Origin of the sequence: Pseudomonas sp. NPDC089743 (assembly GCF_044748785.1) — a bacterium.
Lineage (GTDB): Bacteria > Pseudomonadota > Gammaproteobacteria > Pseudomonadales > Pseudomonadaceae > Aquipseudomonas > Aquipseudomonas putida_X.
In genome coordinates, this window is sequence record NZ_JBIVGS010000008.1 from 154,213 (window position 1) to 172,099 (window position 17,887).

At 63.3% G+C, this 17,887-nt stretch carries 19 protein-coding genes; 7 read left to right on the forward strand and 12 right to left on the reverse strand.

The genetic code is table 11. The annotated features are described in order from the left end of the window. Positions 1-64: 64 nt before the first annotated feature. From ligD to ACIPZC_RS16315, 5 genes are read left to right on the forward strand one after another with little or no spacing between them, the layout of a single operon-like run. The gene (gene ligD / locus ACIPZC_RS16295) at positions 65-2,572 is read left to right on the forward strand and encodes a DNA ligase D (protein ID WP_400628119.1); all 2,508 of its coding nucleotides are present in this window, start codon (positions 65-67) and stop codon (positions 2,570-2,572) included. Next, on the forward strand, positions 2,569-3,615 hold the full coding sequence (locus tag ACIPZC_RS16300) for an acyl-CoA dehydrogenase (RefSeq protein ID WP_400628121.1): 1,047 nt from the start codon (positions 2,569-2,571) through the stop codon (positions 3,613-3,615). Before ligD ends, ACIPZC_RS16300 begins: the two co-directional genes overlap by 4 nt. Further along, entirely contained in the window at positions 3,612-4,367 is a 756-nt protein-coding gene (locus tag ACIPZC_RS16305) for a PIG-L deacetylase family protein (RefSeq protein ID WP_400628123.1), read from the forward strand. Before ACIPZC_RS16300 ends, ACIPZC_RS16305 begins: the two co-directional genes overlap by 4 nt. A 10-nt stretch (positions 4,368-4,377) precedes the next feature. Continuing rightward, the gene (locus tag ACIPZC_RS16310; RefSeq protein ID WP_349975355.1) at positions 4,378-4,977 is read left to right on the forward strand and encodes a class I SAM-dependent methyltransferase; all 600 of its coding nucleotides are present in this window, start codon (positions 4,378-4,380) and stop codon (positions 4,975-4,977) included. Next, the gene (locus tag ACIPZC_RS16315; RefSeq protein WP_349975354.1) at positions 4,974-5,639 is read left to right on the forward strand and encodes a glycosyltransferase; all 666 of its coding nucleotides are present in this window, start codon (positions 4,974-4,976) and stop codon (positions 5,637-5,639) included. Before ACIPZC_RS16310 ends, ACIPZC_RS16315 begins: the two co-directional genes overlap by 4 nt. Positions 5,640-5,743: 104 nt before the next feature. On the opposite strand, the gene ACIPZC_RS16320 is transcribed toward ACIPZC_RS16315, so the two are convergent. The 10 genes from ACIPZC_RS16320 to ACIPZC_RS16365 all read right to left on the reverse strand — a co-directional run bounded on the left by ACIPZC_RS16320 (position 5,744) and on the right by ACIPZC_RS16365 (position 13,643). Then, the gene (locus ACIPZC_RS16320) at positions 5,744-6,592 is read right to left on the reverse strand and encodes a Ku protein (protein WP_267815965.1); all 849 of its coding nucleotides are present in this window, start codon (positions 6,590-6,592) and stop codon (positions 5,744-5,746) included. 10 nt (positions 6,593-6,602) lie between these two features. Further along, positions 6,603-6,740 carry a PSPA7_2676 family Cys-rich small protein gene (locus tag ACIPZC_RS16325; protein ID WP_241803428.1) on the reverse strand — a complete coding sequence of 46 codons (138 nt, stop codon included), beginning with the start codon at positions 6,738-6,740 and terminating at the stop codon, positions 6,603-6,605. Between the two features lie 122 nt (positions 6,741-6,862). Then, a complete protein-coding gene (locus ACIPZC_RS16330) occupies positions 6,863-7,453 on the reverse strand; it encodes a nucleosidase (RefSeq protein WP_400628127.1) in 591 nt (196 codons plus the stop codon). A 99-nt stretch (positions 7,454-7,552) separates the two neighbouring features. Beyond that, positions 7,553-8,506, reverse strand: a complete 954-nt coding sequence (locus tag ACIPZC_RS16335; protein ID WP_400628129.1) for a methyltransferase — start codon at positions 8,504-8,506, stop codon at positions 7,553-7,555. Further along, the gene (locus tag ACIPZC_RS16340; protein WP_400628131.1) at positions 8,506-9,837 is read right to left on the reverse strand and encodes an iron-containing redox enzyme family protein; all 1,332 of its coding nucleotides are present in this window, start codon (positions 9,835-9,837) and stop codon (positions 8,506-8,508) included. The genes ACIPZC_RS16335 and ACIPZC_RS16340 overlap by 1 nt, the downstream gene beginning before the upstream one ends. Before the next feature lie 18 nt (positions 9,838-9,855). Beyond that, a complete protein-coding gene (locus tag ACIPZC_RS16345) occupies positions 9,856-10,053 on the reverse strand; it encodes a hypothetical protein (RefSeq protein WP_241803432.1) in 198 nt (65 codons plus the stop codon). 60 nt (positions 10,054-10,113) lie between these two features. Continuing rightward, positions 10,114-10,332 (reverse strand): general stress protein, encoded by a 219-nt coding sequence (locus ACIPZC_RS16350; protein WP_241803433.1) that lies wholly within the window; start codon positions 10,330-10,332, stop codon positions 10,114-10,116. 110 nt (positions 10,333-10,442) lie between these two features. Beyond that, complete coding sequence (locus ACIPZC_RS16355) at positions 10,443-11,762, reverse strand: NTP/NDP exchange transporter (protein ID WP_400628133.1); 1,320 nt, start codon at positions 11,760-11,762, stop codon at positions 10,443-10,445. A 4-nt stretch (positions 11,763-11,766) separates the two neighbouring features. Further along, positions 11,767-12,675, reverse strand: a complete 909-nt coding sequence (locus tag ACIPZC_RS16360; RefSeq protein ID WP_400628135.1) for an aldo/keto reductase — start codon at positions 12,673-12,675, stop codon at positions 11,767-11,769. 86 nt (positions 12,676-12,761) lie between these two features. Next, positions 12,762-13,643: a Dyp-type peroxidase gene (locus tag ACIPZC_RS16365; RefSeq protein ID WP_400628137.1), complete on the reverse strand. Its 882-nt coding sequence runs from the start codon at positions 13,641-13,643 to the stop codon at positions 12,762-12,764. A 192-nt stretch (positions 13,644-13,835) separates the two neighbouring features. On the opposite strand from ACIPZC_RS16365, the gene ACIPZC_RS16370 reads away from it, so the two are divergent. Further along, positions 13,836-14,735 carry a bile acid:sodium symporter family protein gene (locus ACIPZC_RS16370; protein ID WP_267815979.1) on the forward strand — a complete coding sequence of 300 codons (900 nt, stop codon included), beginning with the start codon at positions 13,836-13,838 and terminating at the stop codon, positions 14,733-14,735. Positions 14,736-14,739: 4 nt separating this feature from the next. On the opposite strand, the gene ACIPZC_RS16375 is transcribed toward ACIPZC_RS16370, so the two are convergent. Further along, complete coding sequence (locus tag ACIPZC_RS16375; protein WP_241803438.1) at positions 14,740-15,207, reverse strand: sterol desaturase family protein; 468 nt, start codon at positions 15,205-15,207, stop codon at positions 14,740-14,742. Between the two features lie 406 nt (positions 15,208-15,613). Between ACIPZC_RS16375 and ACIPZC_RS16380 the strand changes: the two genes are divergently transcribed. Further along, positions 15,614-16,309 carry an MgtC/SapB family protein gene (locus tag ACIPZC_RS16380; protein WP_400628140.1) on the forward strand — a complete coding sequence of 232 codons (696 nt, stop codon included), beginning with the start codon at positions 15,614-15,616 and terminating at the stop codon, positions 16,307-16,309. Here ACIPZC_RS16380 and ACIPZC_RS16385 read toward each other — a convergent pair. Beyond that, positions 16,306-17,874, reverse strand: a complete 1,569-nt coding sequence (locus ACIPZC_RS16385) for a diguanylate cyclase (RefSeq protein WP_400628142.1) — start codon at positions 17,872-17,874, stop codon at positions 16,306-16,308. The genes ACIPZC_RS16380 and ACIPZC_RS16385 overlap by 4 nt on opposite strands. Positions 17,875-17,887: the final 13 nt, after the last annotated feature.

Here is a 17,887-nt window from a genome sequence, read left to right on the forward strand (position 1 = left end):
TTTTTGAACTCCCGCCCTGCCCGCTGCCTCCCAAATGAGAGACAGCCACCCCTGGGAGCCTTAGATGAAGGCCAAGCCCCTGCAGGAATATGAGCGCAAGCGCGACTTCAATGCCTCGCCCGAACCCAGTGGCAAGCGCGACCGTGCAAAACGTCACCAGGCCCTGCAGTTCTGCATTCAGAAGCACGACGCCAGCCACCTGCACTACGACTTCCGTCTCGAACTGAACGGTACGCTGAAAAGCTGGGCCATCCCCAAAGGGCCCTCCCTGGACCCCAAGGTGCGGCGCCTGGCGGTGCATGTAGAGGATCACCCGCTCGATTACGCCGATTTCGAAGGCAATATCCCCCAGGGGCACTATGGCGCCGGCGATGTGATCGTCTGGGACCGTGGCATTTGGGAGCCAGAAGGCGACGCGGACCAAGCCTACAGCAAGGGCAAGCTGCGCTTTCGCTTGAAGGGTGAGAAGCTCAATGGCGTGTGGAACCTGTTCCGCACCCGTCTTTCAGGCAAGAAAGAGCAGTGGATGCTGGTTAAGTCCGCCGATGCGCAGGCACGCAGCGAGGCCGACTACAGCATTGTCGACGCGCAGCCTGACAGCGTGATCAGCGATCGAACGCTCGTGCCGCGGCAAAGTCCCAGCGCCAAACCTGCCAAACCTGCCAAACCGCCCAAGCGCAAACCAAGCGGCGCTGGCAAGAAAACAGCCTTGCCCGGGCAACTGCAACCGCAGCTTGCGACCCTGGTCGATTCACCTCCCGCTGGCGACTGGCGCTATGAGGTCAAGTTCGACGGCTATCGTGTGCTCGCCCGTATCGAAGGCGAAGACGTGCGCCTGTTCACCCGTAACGGCCACGACTGGAGCCACAAAATGCCCCGGCAGGTGGCTGCGCTGCGTGCTTTGGGCCTGGACAGCGCTTGGCTGGACGGCGAGATGGTGGTCAACGGCGAGAACGGCGTGGCCGACTTCCAGGCATTGCAGAATGCCTTCGATACCGAGCGCGACGAGCAGATCGTCTACTACCTGTTCGACCTGCCCTTCCTGGGTGGCCAGGACCTGCGCGCATTGCCTCTGGAAGACCGGCGCAACGCATTGAGTGACCTGCTTGAGCATGATCAGTCCGATGTTCTGCAATTTTCCGCCGACTTCGAGCAGCCTGTCGAGTCGCTCCTCGACAGCGCCTGCCGCCTTGAACTCGAAGGGTTGATCGGCAAGCGCGCCGGCAGCCCCTACACAGGGCGGCGCAGCGCGGACTGGATCAAGCTCAAGTGCAAGCAGCGCCAAGAGTTCGTCATCGTTGGCTTCACGGATCCGAAGGGGAGCCGCAGTGGCTTCGGTGCCCTGTTGCTCGCCCTCCATGACCCAGACAGCGGCGAGCTCCGTTATGCCGGAAAAGTCGGTACCGGCTTCAGCGCCACCACGCTCGAGAGTATCCATGCTCGTCTCAAGCCTTTGGAGATCCGCAAGCCAGCCCTGCCCCGGCCACCCACCGGGGCGGAAGCTCGGGGTGTTCACTGGCTCCAGCCAGAACTGATGGCCGAGGTCGCGTACGCGCAAATGACGCGCGACGGCGTAGTACGGCATTCGGTTTTCCACGGGCTGCGCGACGACAAACCTGCCAGCGCCATCGACCTGGAGCGCGCCATGCCAGCCAAGACCCTGCCCAAAACCAGGCGTAGCAAAGCGCCACAAGACCTGGGCGACCTGCGCCTGACGCATCCGGACCGGATCATCGACGCCAGCATTGGCGCAACCAAACGCCAGGTTGCCGAATACTACGCCGGCGTCAGCCAGTGGATTCTCCCGCAGCTCAAGGACCGGCCGGTCGCGCTGGTACGGGCGCCAGAGGGCCTCAACGGCGAACTGTTCTTCCAGAAAAACGCCGACCAGCTGCCTATCGCCAATGTGCTCAGTTACGACAAAGCCGAGGCCGGCCAAGCGGCGATGGTCATCAACCGCGCTGACACGCTACTGGGCGCGGTGCAGATGAACATGCTCGAGTTGCACACCTGGAATGCCACCGATAAGGACTTCGACAAGCCCGACCGCTTCGTGCTCGACCTCGATCCGGACCCGGCACTGCCCTGGAAGGCCATGATCGAAGCCACTCAGCTGGCCCTCACCCTGCTCGACGAACTGGGCCTGAGGGTGTTCCTCAAGACCAGCGGCGGCAAAGGCATGCACCTTGTAGTGCCGTTGACCCGCCGTGCGGGCTGGGACGAGGTGAAAGACTTCAGCCATGCCATCGTCAATTACCTGGCCAAGTTGTTCCCCGACCGGCTGAGCGCAGTGTCTGGCCCGAAGAACCGGGTCGGGCGGATCTTCATCGATTACCTGCGCAACGGTAAAGGCGCCACCACAGCCTGCGCCTACTCCCTGCGGGCCCGGGAAGGCTTACCGGTGTCTGTGCCGATCTGGCGCGAGGAACTTGCCCAGCTCAAAGGCGCCAACCAGTGGCATATCGGCAACCTGCACGAACGCTTGGCCGAGGTCGATGACCCTTGGGCGGACATGGGCAAGACCCGACAGTCGATCACAGCGCGCATGCGCAAACAGATGGGGATGACATGAGCATCACTCAGGATGTTGACCTGAACACCCTCGATAGCCTGCTGCGTACGTTCAGCGAGCGCGCGCAGCCTTTGAACCTGGACAACAAGCTGTCGCAACTGATGCAGGCGCTGAAGGCGGACCATCTCGACCAACTGCCGCTGCCGGGCCAAGGGCATACCTTGCAGCGCTGGCAGACGCTGGCACGCATTGCCGGTTGCGACCTGGCGCTGGCCAAAGTGTACGAAGGCCATACCGACGCACTGGCGATCCTTGCCGAATGCGGCGCCGCACACCTGGCGGGCAACGCAATATGGGGTGTGTGGGCCGCCGAGCCCCCTGATGCGCGGGCTCGGATCATCGAGCGTGACGGCGACCAGGTGCGCCTTGCCGGCAGCAAGGCCTGGTGCTCAGGTGCCTTGCAGATCGACCGCGCGCTGATCACGGCCTGGGCCGAGGATGACGACCAGCCGCAGTTGGTGGCGATCGAGCTGGCCCATCCCAGCCAGGGGGTGCAGGTCGAGCATTGGCAAGCGGTGGGCATGGCGACGACCGCCAGCATTGAAATCACCTTCGAGGATGCGCCCGGGATCGCCGTAGGCCAACCCGGGCAGTACCTGTCGCGCCCCGGTTTCTGGCACGGCGGCGCGGGCATCGCCGCCTGCTGGTACGGCGCAGCGCAGGCGCTGGCCGATTACTTGCGTGAGCGTTGCTGCAAGCCAAACTCGGATCCCCACGCCCAGGCACACCTGGGGGCAGTGGATGCCGTGTTGTACGGTGCCCGTGCGGCACTGCGCGAATGCGCCACGTCGATAGACTGCCAGCCCAACGCCGACGCCAGCTTCGAGGTACGCCGTGTGCGTGCCCAGGTAGAGCAGGCTGTAGAGCAGGTGATCCACCATGTGGGCCGTGCGTTGGGCGCAACGCCGTTCTGCCGCAGTAGCCACTTTGCACGGCTGAGCGCCGACCTCCCGGTCTTTCTGCGCCAAAGCCACGCTGAACGTGACCTGGCCGCACTTGGCCAACAGCTGGCCCAGGTGCCGGCAGGAGCCTGGCAACTATGAGTGAGAACCTGATCAAGGCCAGTGAAGGCAGGCCGTGGGCCGAGTGGCAGCAGTCTGCACACCTGGCGCGGGCGAGCTGGATCACGCCGGAGCAATTACTTCCCGCAGGCCGGCGCTTGGTACTGCTGGCGCCCCACCCCGATGACGAGATCCTCATGGCCGGTGGACTGTTGTCAGGACTGCACGGCCGCGAACAGGACGTGCTGCTGATCTCCGTCACCGATGGTGAAGGAAGCCACCCAGAATCGGCGACCTGGACCGAGCACCGCCTGCGCCGTCAACGGCCACTTGAAAGCCGGCACGCCCTGCAGCAGCTGGACCTGGACCTCAACCGGCTGGACTGGCGGCGCCTGCACCTCAAGGACGGGGCGCTGTCACGCGACGAAGCGTTCCTGGTCAATCACCTTAACCAACTGCTCAAGCCCGATGATGTGCTTATGACTACCTGGCGCGGCGACGGCCACTGCGACCACGAAGCGCTTGGCCGGGCGGCAGCGCAGGCTGCCCTCGCGCGCCAGGTGCAACTGGTGGAGGTGCCTGTGTGGGCCTGGCATTGGGCACAGCCTGACGACCCGCGCCTACCCTGGCAACGGGCACATCGCATCGAGCTGGACGAAACACGGGTTGCGCGCAAGCGTCAGGCCTTGGCGGCGTATCACAGCCAGCTGGAGCCCGACCAAGGGCGGGCGCCGGTGCTGCCTGCCGACCTGCTCGATTGCATGCTGCAACCCTTCGAACTGGTATTCCTGTGAAGGAGTTGTCATGAGTATCGATGCGCAATATTTCGCCGACCTGTATTCCAGCAATGACGACCCCTGGGCGTTTCGCACCCGTTGGTACGAACGCCGCAAGCGTGACCTGCTGATGGCCAGCCTGCCGCGCCAGTGCTACCAACGGGTCTTCGAACCCGCCTGTGCCAATGGCGAGCTGAGCGCAGCGCTGGCCGATCGCTGTGCCGAGCTGCTGTGCCAGGACCTTGACCCTACTGCAGTTGCCCTGGCCCGCCAGCGCCTGGCGGGGTTGCCCAATGCTTCGGTCGTCGCTGGCCGCTTGCCGGCGGACTGGCCGGGCGGCAGCTTCGACCTGATCGTGCTCAGCGAAGTGGGTTACTACCTGAACCCTACCGACTGGTTGCAGGTGATCGAGCAGTCGGTTGCGAGCCTGACCTATGACGGTGGCCTGCTGGCCTGTCACTGGCGCCATCCGATCGCAGGCTGCCCCCAGGATGGGCGTGAGGTGCACCAGCTGTTGGCCAAGCACGTACCGTTGTACCCGGTGTTTCGCCATGAAGAGGCGGACTTTTTGCTGGAATACTGGTCAGCCGAGCCCAGCGTGGTCGACCTGGACGAGACATGCTCATGATTGCCGTCGTCATTCCTGCCCATAACGAAGCGCGACGGCTGGGGCGCTGCCTCAAGGCCATGGCAGCGGCGGTAGCCTTGGCCGAGCAGGCAGGGCATCAGGTTGAAGTGTTGGTGGTGCTGGACCGTTGCCGTGATGCCAGTGCGGCGGTGGCCGCGCGCTTCGGTGTACGCACGCTGGCGGTGGAAGCTGGCAGTGTCGGCATGGCCCGCCGGCTTGGCGCGGCCCTGATGCTGGAGCGCGGCGCCCAGTGGCTGGCCTGTACCGATGCCGATAGCCAAGTGCCCTCGCACTGGCTCCTGTGGCAACTGGCGTGCACTGCCGAGGTGGTCTGCGGCACGGTACATATCGAACACTGGCAGCCGTGGCAGCGTGCGGCGCTGCGCAAGCTGTACCGCAGCGGGTATCAGGCTTGTGAAGGCCACCGGCATATTCATGGGGCCAACCTGGGGGTCTGTGCCCGCGCTTATGAACGTGTGGGCGGCTTTCAACCGCTGGCGGCGCACGAGGACGTGCAGCTGGTCCGCGACCTGGAGGCTAGCGGCGCGCAGATCGTCTGGACCGCCAAGCACAGTGTTGCGACCAGCAGCCGAAGGGACAGCCGGGCGCGTGAAGGATTTGGGGATTTTCTGGCAGGGCTGCAGGTGCGTTTGGGTGGTTGACCAGCTGCGCCATGCTCTTCGGAATTCTTCAGATGGAGCGCCGCGTGGATGGCGCTCTATCTGAATGATGCCGTGCTATCAAGGCAGGCAACCCGCCCAAGCCTTCATGAAGCCTTACGCGTACGCTTGGCAGGTTTCTTTTCGGCAGGTGCTTTTTTCGCAGCTTTGCCCCCGAGGCTGCGCTTGAGCAGTTCGGTAAGGTCGATGATATCGGCGCTTTTTTCGGCTTCGCCCCCCTCGCCCTTGTCCACCACACTGATCTTGCCTTTGCTGGCCTTCTCTTCCACCAGGTCCATGATGGTCTGGCGGAACGCATCATGGTAGTCGTCCGGAGCCCACGAACCGCTCATGTCCTCGACCAGGCGCTTGGCCATGGCCAGTTCGCGCTTGTCGAGCTTGGTGTCGGTCACGCTTTTGTCCAGCTCCAGCGTATCCAGCCCCCGTACTTCTTCCGGCCAGCGCAACGTGATCATCACCAACGCATCGTCCAGCGGCCGCAGCAATGCCAGGTGTTGACGTGTGTGCAACACCACGGTGGCCAGCGCCACCTTGCCAGTGCTCTGCAGTGTTTCGCGCAGCAAGGCGTAGACTTTGCCGCCGCGGCGGTCCGGGCTCAGGTAGTACGGCGTATCGAACTGCTGCAGCGGTATTTCGCTGGCAGCCACGAACGAAAAGATATCGATCGTCTGGGTCGCTTCTGGGCGCGCCTTGCGGATCTCTTCTTCGCTGATCACGACATAGCGGCCTTTTTCGTATTCCACGCCCTTGACGATGTTGTCCTTGTCGATTTCCTTGCCGGTTACCTTATTGATCCGTTTGTAGCCGACCGGCTCCATGCTGCGCTTGTCCAGCCAGTCGAAGTCCACGCGCTCGGTGCGCACCGCCGTGTTCAGTGATACCGGGATATGCACCAGGCCGAAACTGATCGCACCTTTCCAGATTGCCCTGGCCATGACGTGCCTCCTAGGGTTGCAGGGGATGACCGGGCTGGCAGTAGCGCAGCGCGCCACAACGCTCGCAAAGCTGGCACTGCAGCCCGGGCACTTCGGGTTTGACCATGGCACGCCAATGGCAGCCACGCAGTAGGCAGACAAAGGTCATCAGCCACCTCCTTGGCCCGCAAATGTCGGGCACTTACCTGAAATGACTGCGCGGCGGGCGGAAGGTTTAGCCCAAGTGCCCTACGGCTTTGCTGCCGACACTGGCTTGGCCGTCATGCCTGATCAGGTTTCGCTGTTGAACAGCACACGCTTGAACGCCGCGGCGGCCAGATGTACCTGCACGGACCAGTCCTGGGCCGCATCGCTGCCGGCATCATCGGAAATGTATTTCAGGCACACGAACGGAATGCCTTCGTTACGGGCGATCAGCGCTAAAACGTAGGCTTCCATGTCGACGATGTCGTACGGGGCATCACCGTGGCTGACCTCAAAGCTGTCGCCGCTGCCGCAAGTGCCCAGTGGCAGCCCCTCTATCGCGTGGCCATGTTCGAGCAGCACCGGAACGTCCGACAGCGGCGTCTGGTAGCGGGCGAAGCCCAGCGCAGTCACATCCATGTCGCGTTGCACGAAGCGCGTGCAGCACACCACCTCCCCCTTGCCGTACCGCTGGCTGCCTGCCGACCCAAGGTTGACGATCAGCTTGGGCCGCTGGCGCTCGATCGCCCTGGTCAGGGCGATGGCAGCATTGACTTTGCCGATGCCGGTGAACACGGTATGGACGTCAGCGAATACGCTGCCGGCTTCCGCCTCAAGGGCAAATACGAACAGGGTGTCGGCCAAGGTAATGGCGGGAAATTGCTGGGTCAGCATCATGGCGCAGGGCGTTCCGAATGGCTTGCTAAGGGCGCTGCCATTGTCGGTGAACGCTAACTGATTGCAAGCCCCGCAGTGGTGGCAAGGCGCACTAGCGCGTCACGCACTGCGGTTGACCGTCAGCGCCACGGCAGCGATGCGCTCGACATGCTCATAACCTGGCTGGAGCAATTGTTCACCGAATACGTCCGGGTCGACCTCACGGTACACCCAGGCCCACTCAGGCCCCGCCAGGCGCAGGCGAATAGCCTCGAGCAGAGGATCACGGCCTTCGACCATCGCCACGCCGGTGTACAGCAGCAGTGACCCGCCAGGGCTCAGACGCTCGCACGCCTGCTCGATGATGCGCAACGACAGGTCGGCGCCCAGAGACCCGCCACCGTGGCGATACGTACGCTCGCCGTCATCGAGCATGTAGGGTGGGTTGGCCACGATCAGGTCGAAATGGCCACTGATGCCCGCAAGCAGGTCACTGTGGGCAATGGATACATTGCTGACCCCCGCCAGCGCTGCATTGATCGCGGTGTACCGCAGTGCCAGGGGGTTGATGTCCACAGCGCTGACCTGGGCATGTTGCAACGCGCGCGCGATCAGCAAGGCACCGATGCCGCTGCCGCAGCCAATGTCCACCGCGTGTTCGACCCGTACCGGGCTGCGTTGTAGATGGTCATGGATGACCTGGGCGAAGCGATAGCTGTCAGGGCCGAAGAACACCGCATCAGCCGCCTCGGTCGGGTAGGCGGAATGCACCAGTAGCAGATCATCCAGGCTGGACCAACGTACCCGGCTGCGCAGCAGGTCACCGTCCTCGTACAGCACGTGCGCGGTGCTGAGCTGGTCCAGCTCGTCGGCACTGATCAATGAGGCTGGGAATGGGCGGCTCCAACCAAACACGTCACGCAGGTTGGCGGCCCGCTCTGCGCCGGCGCGGGCATTGTTGTAGGCATGGGTGGCAGGCGTCACGCAGGTGAACCGGTAACCGTCAGCGCGCAGGCGCCGGCCGAGTTGAAGCAGGGCTTCGTCGGCCCGGGTTTGTTGCGGGTCAAGCGTCATCAGTGCGGTCCCTCCTCGCCAAGGCCTGTGGCACGCAGGTACGCCCGAGTGGCGGCAAGCCCCTGCGGCAAGGCGTGCTGATTGCCTGCCATGCGCTCTATCAAGGTCTCGATATCAATCACTTCGTGGCGTTGTTCGCCATTGGGCTGCTGGTGCAAGGCAGCTTCCCAACTGCCCGGCGGCACACGGCGCACCGCGCTTTGCCAGTCGCCGGCAATCCAGTCGTGCCACAACTGCTTTTCGTAGGCATTGAACACCCCGAACATCGGCGCACCTGGGCCATCAATCAGCGACCACCAGCGGCTGTCGGCTGGGTTCTGCCCGCGTTTGATCCAGCCCTGCGCCACCAGCGCTTGCAAGAAACCCGGTAGCGCCGAGGGTTCACTAAGCCATTGGTTGACCGTGCGCTGCTGCAGTCGGCAACGGTCAGCGTGCATGAACTGCCCGAACACGCGCTTGCGCTCCAACGCAGCCAGCAATTGGGCTTCAAGGTCGAAGGTGCTGATCAGCGTCGGCGTGTCGGTGCCTAGATCATTGAGGCGGTAGCCGTGCCTGACTCGGCGGTAGAGCACCTCGGCATCCTGTGCCGGGCACAGTTGCTGAACCGCCTGAATGGCCTTGCTGGAATGGCCACTGGCAGCATTGTCGATCGTGACGTGAAGCTGGAAATAATGGCCGTCGATGCCCAGCTCAGCCAGTTCGTGGGTGGTGATCAGCAAATGTAGAGGCGGTTGCTCATAACCCAGGTTGTACCCAATGATTTCGGGCAGGAACCATTCCACACAGCTGCCCAGCGCCAGTTGAACGGCCCCTTGCAAATAGCGCTCGTCCTCCAGAGGCAAGCCCTCCAGGCAGCCGAGCCTGCCCAGCAACCGCTGGTAGATCAGCACATGATTGCAATGCGGATCGCCGTCGCCCAACTCCTCGAGGTAGGTGCGGATCAGGCCGTGGTAGCGCGGGTCTTGCCAGTGGCGCAGGGCCCCATGAAGCCAGGCGCCATCGACGACCTTGGTCGGTGCAACCTGTTGCAGGAACCACAATGCGTGGGCGCGGTTGGCAAAATACCGCCGAGGCGCGCCTTCACGGCGCTGGGCCAGGTAGGCGGCGTGTTCGGCTGCAACCTGTGCGGCGTGGCGCGCGCTCCATGCCTGCAACTGATCAGGCGTGTCCGGCAGGTCATCGGCCATGGCGTTCGCCTTCGCAAACTGCTCGGCGAGCCACTGGCGGGCAGTGGTGTAATCACCGGATAAAAACGCATGGTAGCGGCTGCTCAGCGGCTGTGCGGGTGGCGCCGGCGTCTTGGCGGGGTTGCTGCGCGTCAGAACCGTCATGCCTCGCTCCTTTGTCGACTATTGGCTCTGGCCTTCGCGTGGCATCGGCTCAGGGCCAGGTGCAGGTTGTGGCGCAGGCTTGTCATCGGGCTGCTGCATTTGCAGCGAAGGTTTGCTGTGGTCGGCATCCTCCGCCGCGTGGTCGGGGTCACGATCGAAACAACCGCCGAGCAGCGTCAGGCTGCTCAAGGCAATGATGATGGCTGTGGTGCGCATGGGGCGTCCTCTTTCTAACTGAACGCGGTGCCGAAGCGTCCGGCACCGCGCTCTGGTCACTTACGAGCGGCCGCCTTTCTGGCCCGACTCGCGGTCTTTGTGCATATCGGCATCCTTGCGGCCCGACTCACGGTCGTGGGCCATGCCGGAGCCTGAGGACTGCCCGCCCTTGCGGCCAGCTTCGGAGGCTTTTTGCCGGTCGTTGGCGAAGTTGCCGGGGTTCTTGGTGCCACCCTGGCCGCCCTGGCTGCCGGTGCGGCTGTTGTCTTTGTTTGCCATGGTCTGAAACCTCATGTGACTTCTGGATGCACGGCAAGCGCCGTACATAGGTTCGGAGTTTGGCGATAGCGAGGGATTCGTTTTATTGCCGCGCGTTCGGACCGGTGGCGTTAAATAACCGGTGGCGGTGTATTTTGCGCGCCAGCCGGTTGGGTGCCGTGGGCATCCAGCGTGCGCTGCCGCCGCCCCAGCCACCCACCGGTGAGGCCCCAGCCCAGGGCAATGGCTGCCCCAATCATCATGGCCAGTTGCGGATGGTCGCCGAGCACATCCAGTGCACGCTTGACCCAGCCGCTCAACGCATCGCCCCCTCGGTAAACCACGGTGTCGATGAAGTTCTTGGCCTTGTATTTGTCCTCGGCGGGCAACACCGTGAACAGCATCTCCCGCCCCGGCCGGACCAGGGCGTATTCGCCTGCGCGGCGAACCACCATCACCACCACGAACACCGCAAATGCCGGTGCCAGGGCCAGCCAGACGAAGCCTGCCGCCATCACCAGCGGCACTGCCACCAGCAACACCCCTACCCCCAGGCGTTTGGCCAGCCGACCGGTGATGAATACTTGGGTGAGGATGGCCAGGGCTTGGACCACTGTGTCGATCAGGCCGAACACCTGCGTCTGGCGTGTACGGTCGGTGAAGGTTTCGCTGACGATGCGCGCCTGCTCGAAATACAAAAAAGTACTGACACTGGCCAACAGCACCACGAACAGGGCGATGCCCAAAAGGTACGGCGAACGCAGTACAGCCGTCGCACCGGCAAATGGGTTACCGCCCAGTGGCCGCGACGCGGGTTGTTGGTTCTGCACAGGCAGTGGTTGGCGATCGCGCCAGCGTTGCAGATAGACGGCGGCGGCGATGCTGCCCAGCAAGAACAAAGCGGCCAGCAACACCAGCCCGGCATGCCCCAGCGGGGCAACCAGCAGCGTACCCAGTACCGGTCCGCTCAGCCCGCCCAGGCTGGCCCCGGCTGCCAGCAGCCCGAACAGGCGCTTGCTCTGCTCTGTGGAAAACAGATCGGTCAGCACGCTCCAGGCCAGTGAGATTGTCAGCAGGTTGAATACCGATAGCCAGATGTAAAAGGCCCGTGCGGTCCATAGGTCGTCCGGCTGGCGAGCAAACAACATGGCAAACAGCAACAGGTTGGCCGTGAAGAAGCCGTAGGTCCAAGGCAGGATGTGCCGTCTGCGTACCCTGGAGGCCAGCCAGCCGAACAGCGGCAGGCAGGTGAGCGTAGCGATGAAGGTGCCGGTGAACAGCCATTGCAGGTTGTCGACACCTCCCGCCACGCCCATGGTCTCGCGCACCGGCCGCAGCATGAAATACCCGGTGAACAGCAGGTAGAACAGGGCCAGACCGCCGATCACGGCCGGGCCTTCGCCAGGCTGGATATTCAGCCCGTGGTCCAGGCGTTTGCGCCAGCCGGTCATGTTGTCAGGCGAACTGTTCGATCAGCGCTTTTTGCTGCGCAGCGGTGAACAACGGCTCATGGCCGGCCTTGAGCTGGTCGAGCTGGCGATCGGGGCGGCCGGTTGCCGGGATGACCGTGGTCACCGCCGGGTGGCTGAAGGCAAACTTGAGGAAAATCTGTGCCCAGCTGCTCACCCCCGCTTCTGCAGCCCAGGCAGGCAGTGGCTGGCCCTTGACCTTGGCAAACAGGCGACCGTCATCGAACGCCCGGTTGATAAGCACTGCCACCCCCTTGTCCTGGCACAGCGGTAACAGTTCGTCTGCTGCGTTGGGCGCATTGACCGAATAGTTGATCTGGATGAAGTCCAGTGGTTCGGAGCGCACGATGCTGGCGACTTCGTCATGGCCGCTGTTCAGGTAATGCGTAATGCCCACGTAGCGGGTCTTGCCCTGCTGCTTGAGCTGGCGGGCATAGGGCAGTTGGGTCTTCCAGTCGCGCAGGTTGTGGATCTGCAGCAGGTCAACCTTGTCTGTGCGCAGGCTTTTGAGGGTGCCCGCCCATTGCGCTTCGGCGTCGGGCCGGCTGTCGGCGGCGATTTTGGTGGCGATAAAGCAATGCCGGTGCCAGCCGCCCTCCTCCAGCAACTGGCCAAGAATACGGTCTGCCCCGCCGTAGTTTGGCGACGTGTCGATGACTTTGCCGCCGCCTTCGAAAAACGCTTTCAGTACGGCCTTCAGTCGCTGGTAATCGGCCGAGCCGGCCTCGACCTCGAAACTGCCAGAGGTCCCCGCGCCAATGACCGGCAAGGCCTCGCCGGTGGACGGCACCTTGCGGGTCAGCAGCCCGGAGCGGGACTCAGCGCGTAGCCAAGGGCTGGCAGCCAGCAGCCCCAAAGTCGCGCCGGCGCGTAGGACATCGCGACGTGCATACATGGCAAAGCTCCCGTCATTAGTCGGAAACTTCCAAGACTAGCCGCTCGACCCCGGCCTCGCAGATGATTCTGTTTCTGGATATTTGCTCAAGCCTTCAGCAGCAGGCTCAGGTCCAGATGTGCGTCGGTGATCGGCGGGCACCAGTAGTAACCCCCCGTCAGCGGGCGGCTGAAGCGGTACAGGCCGTCGATGATGCCATCTTCCAGCCCGCTCATGCGCCGCAGTTGCACTTCGAACGCATCGAAGCTTCGGCCCAGCGCGACAAAGGCCAGGCCCGCGCCACGGTGGTCGGCCCAGGAAACCGAGCGCCGCACCATGAAGGCTTCAGGTGCGAAGCTTTCCTGGGCCGTGCGCTTGACGTGTGCCGACTCCGGCGCATCGTCCAGCTCCTCGTTATCGCTCAGCCGCCGGCCGATGATGTTGTCCTGGTCCGCCTGGGGCAGCGACTTGAAGTACTCCAGATCATGCTTCCACAACTGGAAAACCGCAAAACTGGAGCCTCCCATGCCCGGCTGCTCGCCCGCGACGATGGCCGCGTCGACTGCGTCCTGGTCAACCGGGTTTTCGGTACCGTCCGCATAACCGGTCAGGTCGTGGCCGCCACGGTGCAGGAAGCCGTCGATGCTGTCGGCCAGGCGCAGAGCCGGTGCCAAGGCCTGTTCCAGCGCGTGGGCCTGCAGCAGCAGGTCACCACGTTCTTCGCCGCGCAGCCACAGCCACAAGGCGTGCTGGGTGCTTGGGTTCTCCACCGCTGCATCCAGTTGGGGGAACGCGCGCAGCCCAGGCACTTCTCGGCCCAAGGCCTTCGCCAAGGGGGCGCCTACGCCCATGATCAGGCGTTCGCCATCCACATGCGGCAGCAGCGCATCCAGTGCTGCAGGCAAACCCTCGGGGGATTGCAGGGTGAAGAACAAGTGACGGGCCTGGGTAGGCACCGGGGTGGCAAGCAGCCCTTGCTGGAACGGCATGACAGGCGAATCCTTGGTAAAAGCGCGAATGCTACTGCGCGCAGCGGCCGGTCGCAACGAGAGGTGCAGTCCCTTTGCCATCAGCCCACCGGGCGCTTCAGTAACAAAAGGTTACCAAGTGCTGGCCCATTGCAATTAGCTATCGATCAGGCCCGGCCTAGACTGGCTTGATCCCTTGCCCGAGTAGCCATCATGACCGCTTCGCCCTTGCTTACCGCCTTCCTGCCTTTGGCCCTGGGCATCATCATGCTAGGCCTTGGTTTGTCGCTGACAGTGGCCGACTTCGCGCGCGTGGTGAAATACCCCAAACCGGTGGTCATCGGCCTGGCCTGCCAGATTCTTCTGCTGCCGCTGGCCTGTTTCCTGATTGCCAACGGTTTCGGGCTGGAAGCGGCCCTGGCCGTGGGCCTGATGCTGCTCGCCGCCTCCCCCGGAGGCACCACCGCCAATCTGTTCAGCCACCTGGCTCATGGTGACGTGGCCCTGAACATTACCCTTACGGCGGTCAACTCGCTGATCGCCATCCTGACCATGCCGTTACTGGTCAACCTGTCACTGATGTGGTTCATGGCGTCGGACCAGGCCATCCCGCTGCAATTTGCCAAGGTCATGCAGGTATTTGCCATCGTTCTGCTGCCAGTCGCCTTGGGCATGATGATCCGCCGCTGGGCGCCAGGCTTTGCCGCTCGCATGGAAAAGCCCATGAAACTGGTGGCGGCGCTGTTCCTGGTCTTCACCATTGCGCTGGCCCTGGCCAAGGATTGGCAGACCGTGGTTGCCTACGCCCCGGTGGTCGGCCTGGCGGCACTGCTGTTCAACGTGATCAGCCTCGCCGTGGGCTACTGGGTGCCGCGCCTGTTGAGCATTCCCAAGCGCCAGGCCATAGCCATCGGCATGGAGATCGGTATCCATAACGGCACTCTGGCGATCGCCGTCGCCTTGAGCCCATCGCTGCTCAACAACGCCACCATGGCGGTGCCGGCGGCGCTCTATAGCTTGATCATGTTCTTCACGGCGGCGGGGTTTGGCTGGTGGGTGAGCCGTGGGCACCACACGGGGGAGGCCCAAGGCAAGGGCGAAACGGTGAATTGACGCCTCAGTCGCGCCGGCGTCGGGCCTGTAACTGGCGTTTGAGCACCTTGAGGGGAGGTGCGTAGAAAAAGCCGAACGACACACTGCCTGTACGCCCCTTTACCGCATGGTGCAGGCGATGGGCACGATCCAGGCGCTTGAGGTAGCGGTTGATCGGTCGCGGCTTGCGAGGCCAGTGCCGGTGGAAGAAGCCGTCGTGGGCCAGCACGTACAGTATTCCGTAACCCGCCACGCCGCCGCCCACCCACTGCAAGGGCGCATGGCCGGCCTTGCCCAGGGCCATCAAGACCGCTGCGATGATGCCCAGGGCCAGCAGATAAAAGTCGTTGGTCTCCAGCATGCCCAGATGGGGCTCATGGTGCGAACGGTGCAGCCACCAGCCCCAGCCATGCATGATGTACTTGTGGGCCAGCGTGCCGACACCTTCCATGGCCACCAGCGTGCCGATCAGCACAACAAAATTGAGCAGCATGTAACGGTCCGGGGGATGACAAAGAATGGCGCAAGGGTAACGAGTAACGGCGGGTTTTTCCATTCGGCCGTGGCTTGCTGTAGGGCATTTCCTTATGAAGCCATTGTCATGTTATCGCCCTTGACCCTACACACACTGCGGCGTATGTTCGCCCCGCAATTTCGCATCCCTGAACAGGAGTCCTGCATTGGACAGTAGCCCCAGTCGCTTGCGACAGGCCCACACGGCGAGCTAGTCCGGCAGCTTCCTGCCACTGTCTCGCTATTGGCCAGACGGTGGATTTCTCAGCCTCTGCGGCTTGAGCCCTCCTCTTTCCTCCTCTCGTGGTCCTGCGCATTCCTGGTTTTTCAACCACGCCATTTGCGATGGCGTTAGAGCGGGCATGTGCCCGCGCAAGAGGTTCGCTATGGATTGGAAAGTATTTTTGCTGCGTGTCAGCATCGCCCTGCTGCTCGGTGCCCTGATCGGTGCCGAGCGCCAGCTGCGCCAGCGCCTGACCGGGCTGCGCACCAATGCGCTGGTCAGCACGGGTGCCTGCCTTTTCGTGCTGATGACCCAGGCGGTGCCGGGCATGGCCCCTACCGATGCGTCTCGGGTTGCCGCCTATGTGGTCTCGGGCATTGGCTTTCTGGGGGGCGGTGTGATCATGCGCGACGGTTTCACGGTGCGCGGGCTGAACACTGCCGCCACCCTGTGGTGCACGGCAGCTGTCGGCGTGCTGTGCAGCCTCGGCCTGCTGCTGGAGGCGGCCCTGGGTAGCCTGGTGGTGCTGTGTGCCAACATACTGCTGCGCGACATCGCCCAACGTCTGGACGGCCAAGGCGTGGTGCCGGCCAGCGAGGCCGAACACCGTTTCGAGGTGCGAGTGGTGTGCCGTGCCGAAGATGAAATTCAGGTACGCAGCCTGATGCTGCAAAGCCTGAGCGACCCGCAACTGCGCCTGCAGTCGCTGCACAGCGAAGACTTGCCCACCCCCGCACGGCTGGAGGTGCGCGCAGAGTTGCTCGGTAACCCACAAGCACCGGCGCAGCTGGAGCGCCTGGTCAGCCGGGTAAGCCTGGAGAAAGGTGTCAGTTCGGTATGCTGGCAGCTACAGGCCTAATGACCGGCATTCATCGCCATGCCGCCAGCAACGACATAGCCATCGCGCCCTTGGCGTTTGGCCTGATACAACGCCCCGTCAGCCGCAGACATCAGGCTTTCCGGGCTGCTTGCGTCCACTGCCGGGTGCCCTACGGCGATGCCGGCACTGGCAGATACGCGGCCTAGCGGGCTGCCGGCATGCTCGATCATCAAGCGGCGCAACAGTTGCAGGATGTCATCGACGACCTGTTCGGCGCCCTGTACATCGGTGTCAGGGAGCAAAAGCGTGAACTCCTCCCCGCCATAGCGCACTGCCAAGTCCGCCGGGCGCTTCAACACCTGCTGCAGCAAGTCGGCAAAGCGGCGCAAGCATTCATCGCCCGCAGGGTGTCCATAGCGGTCGTTGTACAGTTTGAAAAAATCCAGATCGACCATCACCAGCGCCACGGCCTGCCCCTGTCGCCGCGCCCGGCGGATTTCCGCATCAAGCACCGCGTCCAGCCTGCGGCGGTTGCCCAGGCCCGTCAGGCTGTCGGTCAGGGCCAGCGACCTGAGGGTCTGGTGGGCCTGGTACAGCGACCTTTCGATAGCGATTCGCTCACGCAACTGGCGCAATACCACCCAGCCGAAGCCACTCAACCCCACCAGCAACAGCAGCAGGATCACGGCTGACTTGATCACGTCTTGCCGCCAGGGCGCAATGATCGACTCGCGCGACAAACCCGCCTCTACCACCAACGGGTATCGCGCCAAGGCGCGATAGGCGTACAGACGGGGCGTACCGTCAACCACCGCCACCGCTTCTACCAGCCCTTCGCTCGCATGGGGCAGGTGGTGGCGAAAGACTTCGCTATTTGCCAGGCTGCGGCCGACGACGTCCTCCACGAAGGGCCGGCGTACCAGGATCGTGCCGTCCCGCTTGGCCAGCACCAGAGCGCCCCGCTTGTCGATCTTGAAATCACCGTAGTAGCGCACGAACCAGTCCACCTTGATCGTGCCGAGCAGCACCCCGGCAAAGCTGCCATCGCGATTCTCCAGCCTGCGCGAGATTGGAATGATCAGGTCACCGGTGGAACGGCTACGTACCACCGAGCCAATATGCACGGCACGGTCGGTGTGGGTCTGGTGGTAAGCGAAGTAGTCACGGTCGGCATTGTTGGCCTTTGCCGGGATGGAAGCCTGGTCAGTGACGATCCACGTGCCATCGGGGCCGTACACGAACAAACCGTGCAGTTGCGGCATGATGGTTTTCTGTTGTGCCAACAGCGTGTGCAAGCGTGGGCGATCGAGATGATCGAAGCCATCTCCTTCAAGGCGCTCTGCCAGCACAGCCGTAATCGCGTCCACTTGGCGAATGGCGTCCTCGGCGTGCTGCGCCGTGGCCCTGGCCAGGTTGCTGACAGTGTTTTCGGCATTGACGAAAGCTTGCTTGTAATCGCGCCAGATCCGCCACCCTTCGATCGACACGAAGGTCAACATCACAACTGCCATGAACGACAGAACCAAGCGAAACAGCGCCACCGCGCGTACCTCGCTGGGTACGCTCAAGAGCCCGTCTTCGTCCTGTGTTCCGCCCGCCCTCATGGAAATCCTTGCC

Excerpts from the sequence above, each read along its gene's own strand:
- ligD (WP_400628119.1), top strand. The coding sequence starts at position 65 with ATGAAGGCCAAGCCCCTGCAGGAATATGAGCGCAAGCGCGACTTCAAT.
- ACIPZC_RS16300 (WP_400628121.1), top strand. The coding sequence starts at position 2,569 with ATGAGCATCACTCAGGATGTTGACCTGAACACCCTCGATAGCCTGCTG.
- ACIPZC_RS16305 (WP_400628123.1), top strand. The coding sequence starts at position 3,612 with ATGAGTGAGAACCTGATCAAGGCCAGTGAAGGCAGGCCGTGGGCCGAG.
- ACIPZC_RS16310 (WP_349975355.1), top strand. The coding sequence starts at position 4,378 with ATGAGTATCGATGCGCAATATTTCGCCGACCTGTATTCCAGCAATGAC.
- ACIPZC_RS16315 (WP_349975354.1), top strand. The coding sequence starts at position 4,974 with ATGATTGCCGTCGTCATTCCTGCCCATAACGAAGCGCGACGGCTGGGG.
- ACIPZC_RS16320 (WP_267815965.1), bottom strand. The coding sequence starts at position 6,592 with ATGGCCAGGGCAATCTGGAAAGGTGCGATCAGTTTCGGCCTGGTGCAT.
- ACIPZC_RS16325 (WP_241803428.1), bottom strand. The coding sequence starts at position 6,740 with ATGACCTTTGTCTGCCTACTGCGTGGCTGCCATTGGCGTGCCATGGTC.
- ACIPZC_RS16330 (WP_400628127.1), bottom strand. The coding sequence starts at position 7,453 with ATGATGCTGACCCAGCAATTTCCCGCCATTACCTTGGCCGACACCCTG.
- ACIPZC_RS16335 (WP_400628129.1), bottom strand. The coding sequence starts at position 8,506 with ATGACGCTTGACCCGCAACAAACCCGGGCCGACGAAGCCCTGCTTCAA.
- ACIPZC_RS16340 (WP_400628131.1), bottom strand. The coding sequence starts at position 9,837 with ATGACGGTTCTGACGCGCAGCAACCCCGCCAAGACGCCGGCGCCACCC.
- ACIPZC_RS16345 (WP_241803432.1), bottom strand. The coding sequence starts at position 10,053 with ATGCGCACCACAGCCATCATCATTGCCTTGAGCAGCCTGACGCTGCTC.
- ACIPZC_RS16350 (WP_241803433.1), bottom strand. The coding sequence starts at position 10,332 with ATGGCAAACAAAGACAACAGCCGCACCGGCAGCCAGGGCGGCCAGGGT.
- ACIPZC_RS16355 (WP_400628133.1), bottom strand. The coding sequence starts at position 11,762 with ATGACCGGCTGGCGCAAACGCCTGGACCACGGGCTGAATATCCAGCCT.
- ACIPZC_RS16360 (WP_400628135.1), bottom strand. The coding sequence starts at position 12,675 with ATGTATGCACGTCGCGATGTCCTACGCGCCGGCGCGACTTTGGGGCTG.
- ACIPZC_RS16365 (WP_400628137.1), bottom strand. The coding sequence starts at position 13,643 with ATGCCGTTCCAGCAAGGGCTGCTTGCCACCCCGGTGCCTACCCAGGCC.
- ACIPZC_RS16370 (WP_267815979.1), top strand. The coding sequence starts at position 13,836 with ATGACCGCTTCGCCCTTGCTTACCGCCTTCCTGCCTTTGGCCCTGGGC.
- ACIPZC_RS16375 (WP_241803438.1), bottom strand. The coding sequence starts at position 15,207 with ATGCTGCTCAATTTTGTTGTGCTGATCGGCACGCTGGTGGCCATGGAA.
- ACIPZC_RS16380 (WP_400628140.1), top strand. The coding sequence starts at position 15,614 with ATGGATTGGAAAGTATTTTTGCTGCGTGTCAGCATCGCCCTGCTGCTC.
- ACIPZC_RS16385 (WP_400628142.1), bottom strand. The coding sequence starts at position 17,874 with ATGAGGGCGGGCGGAACACAGGACGAAGACGGGCTCTTGAGCGTACCC.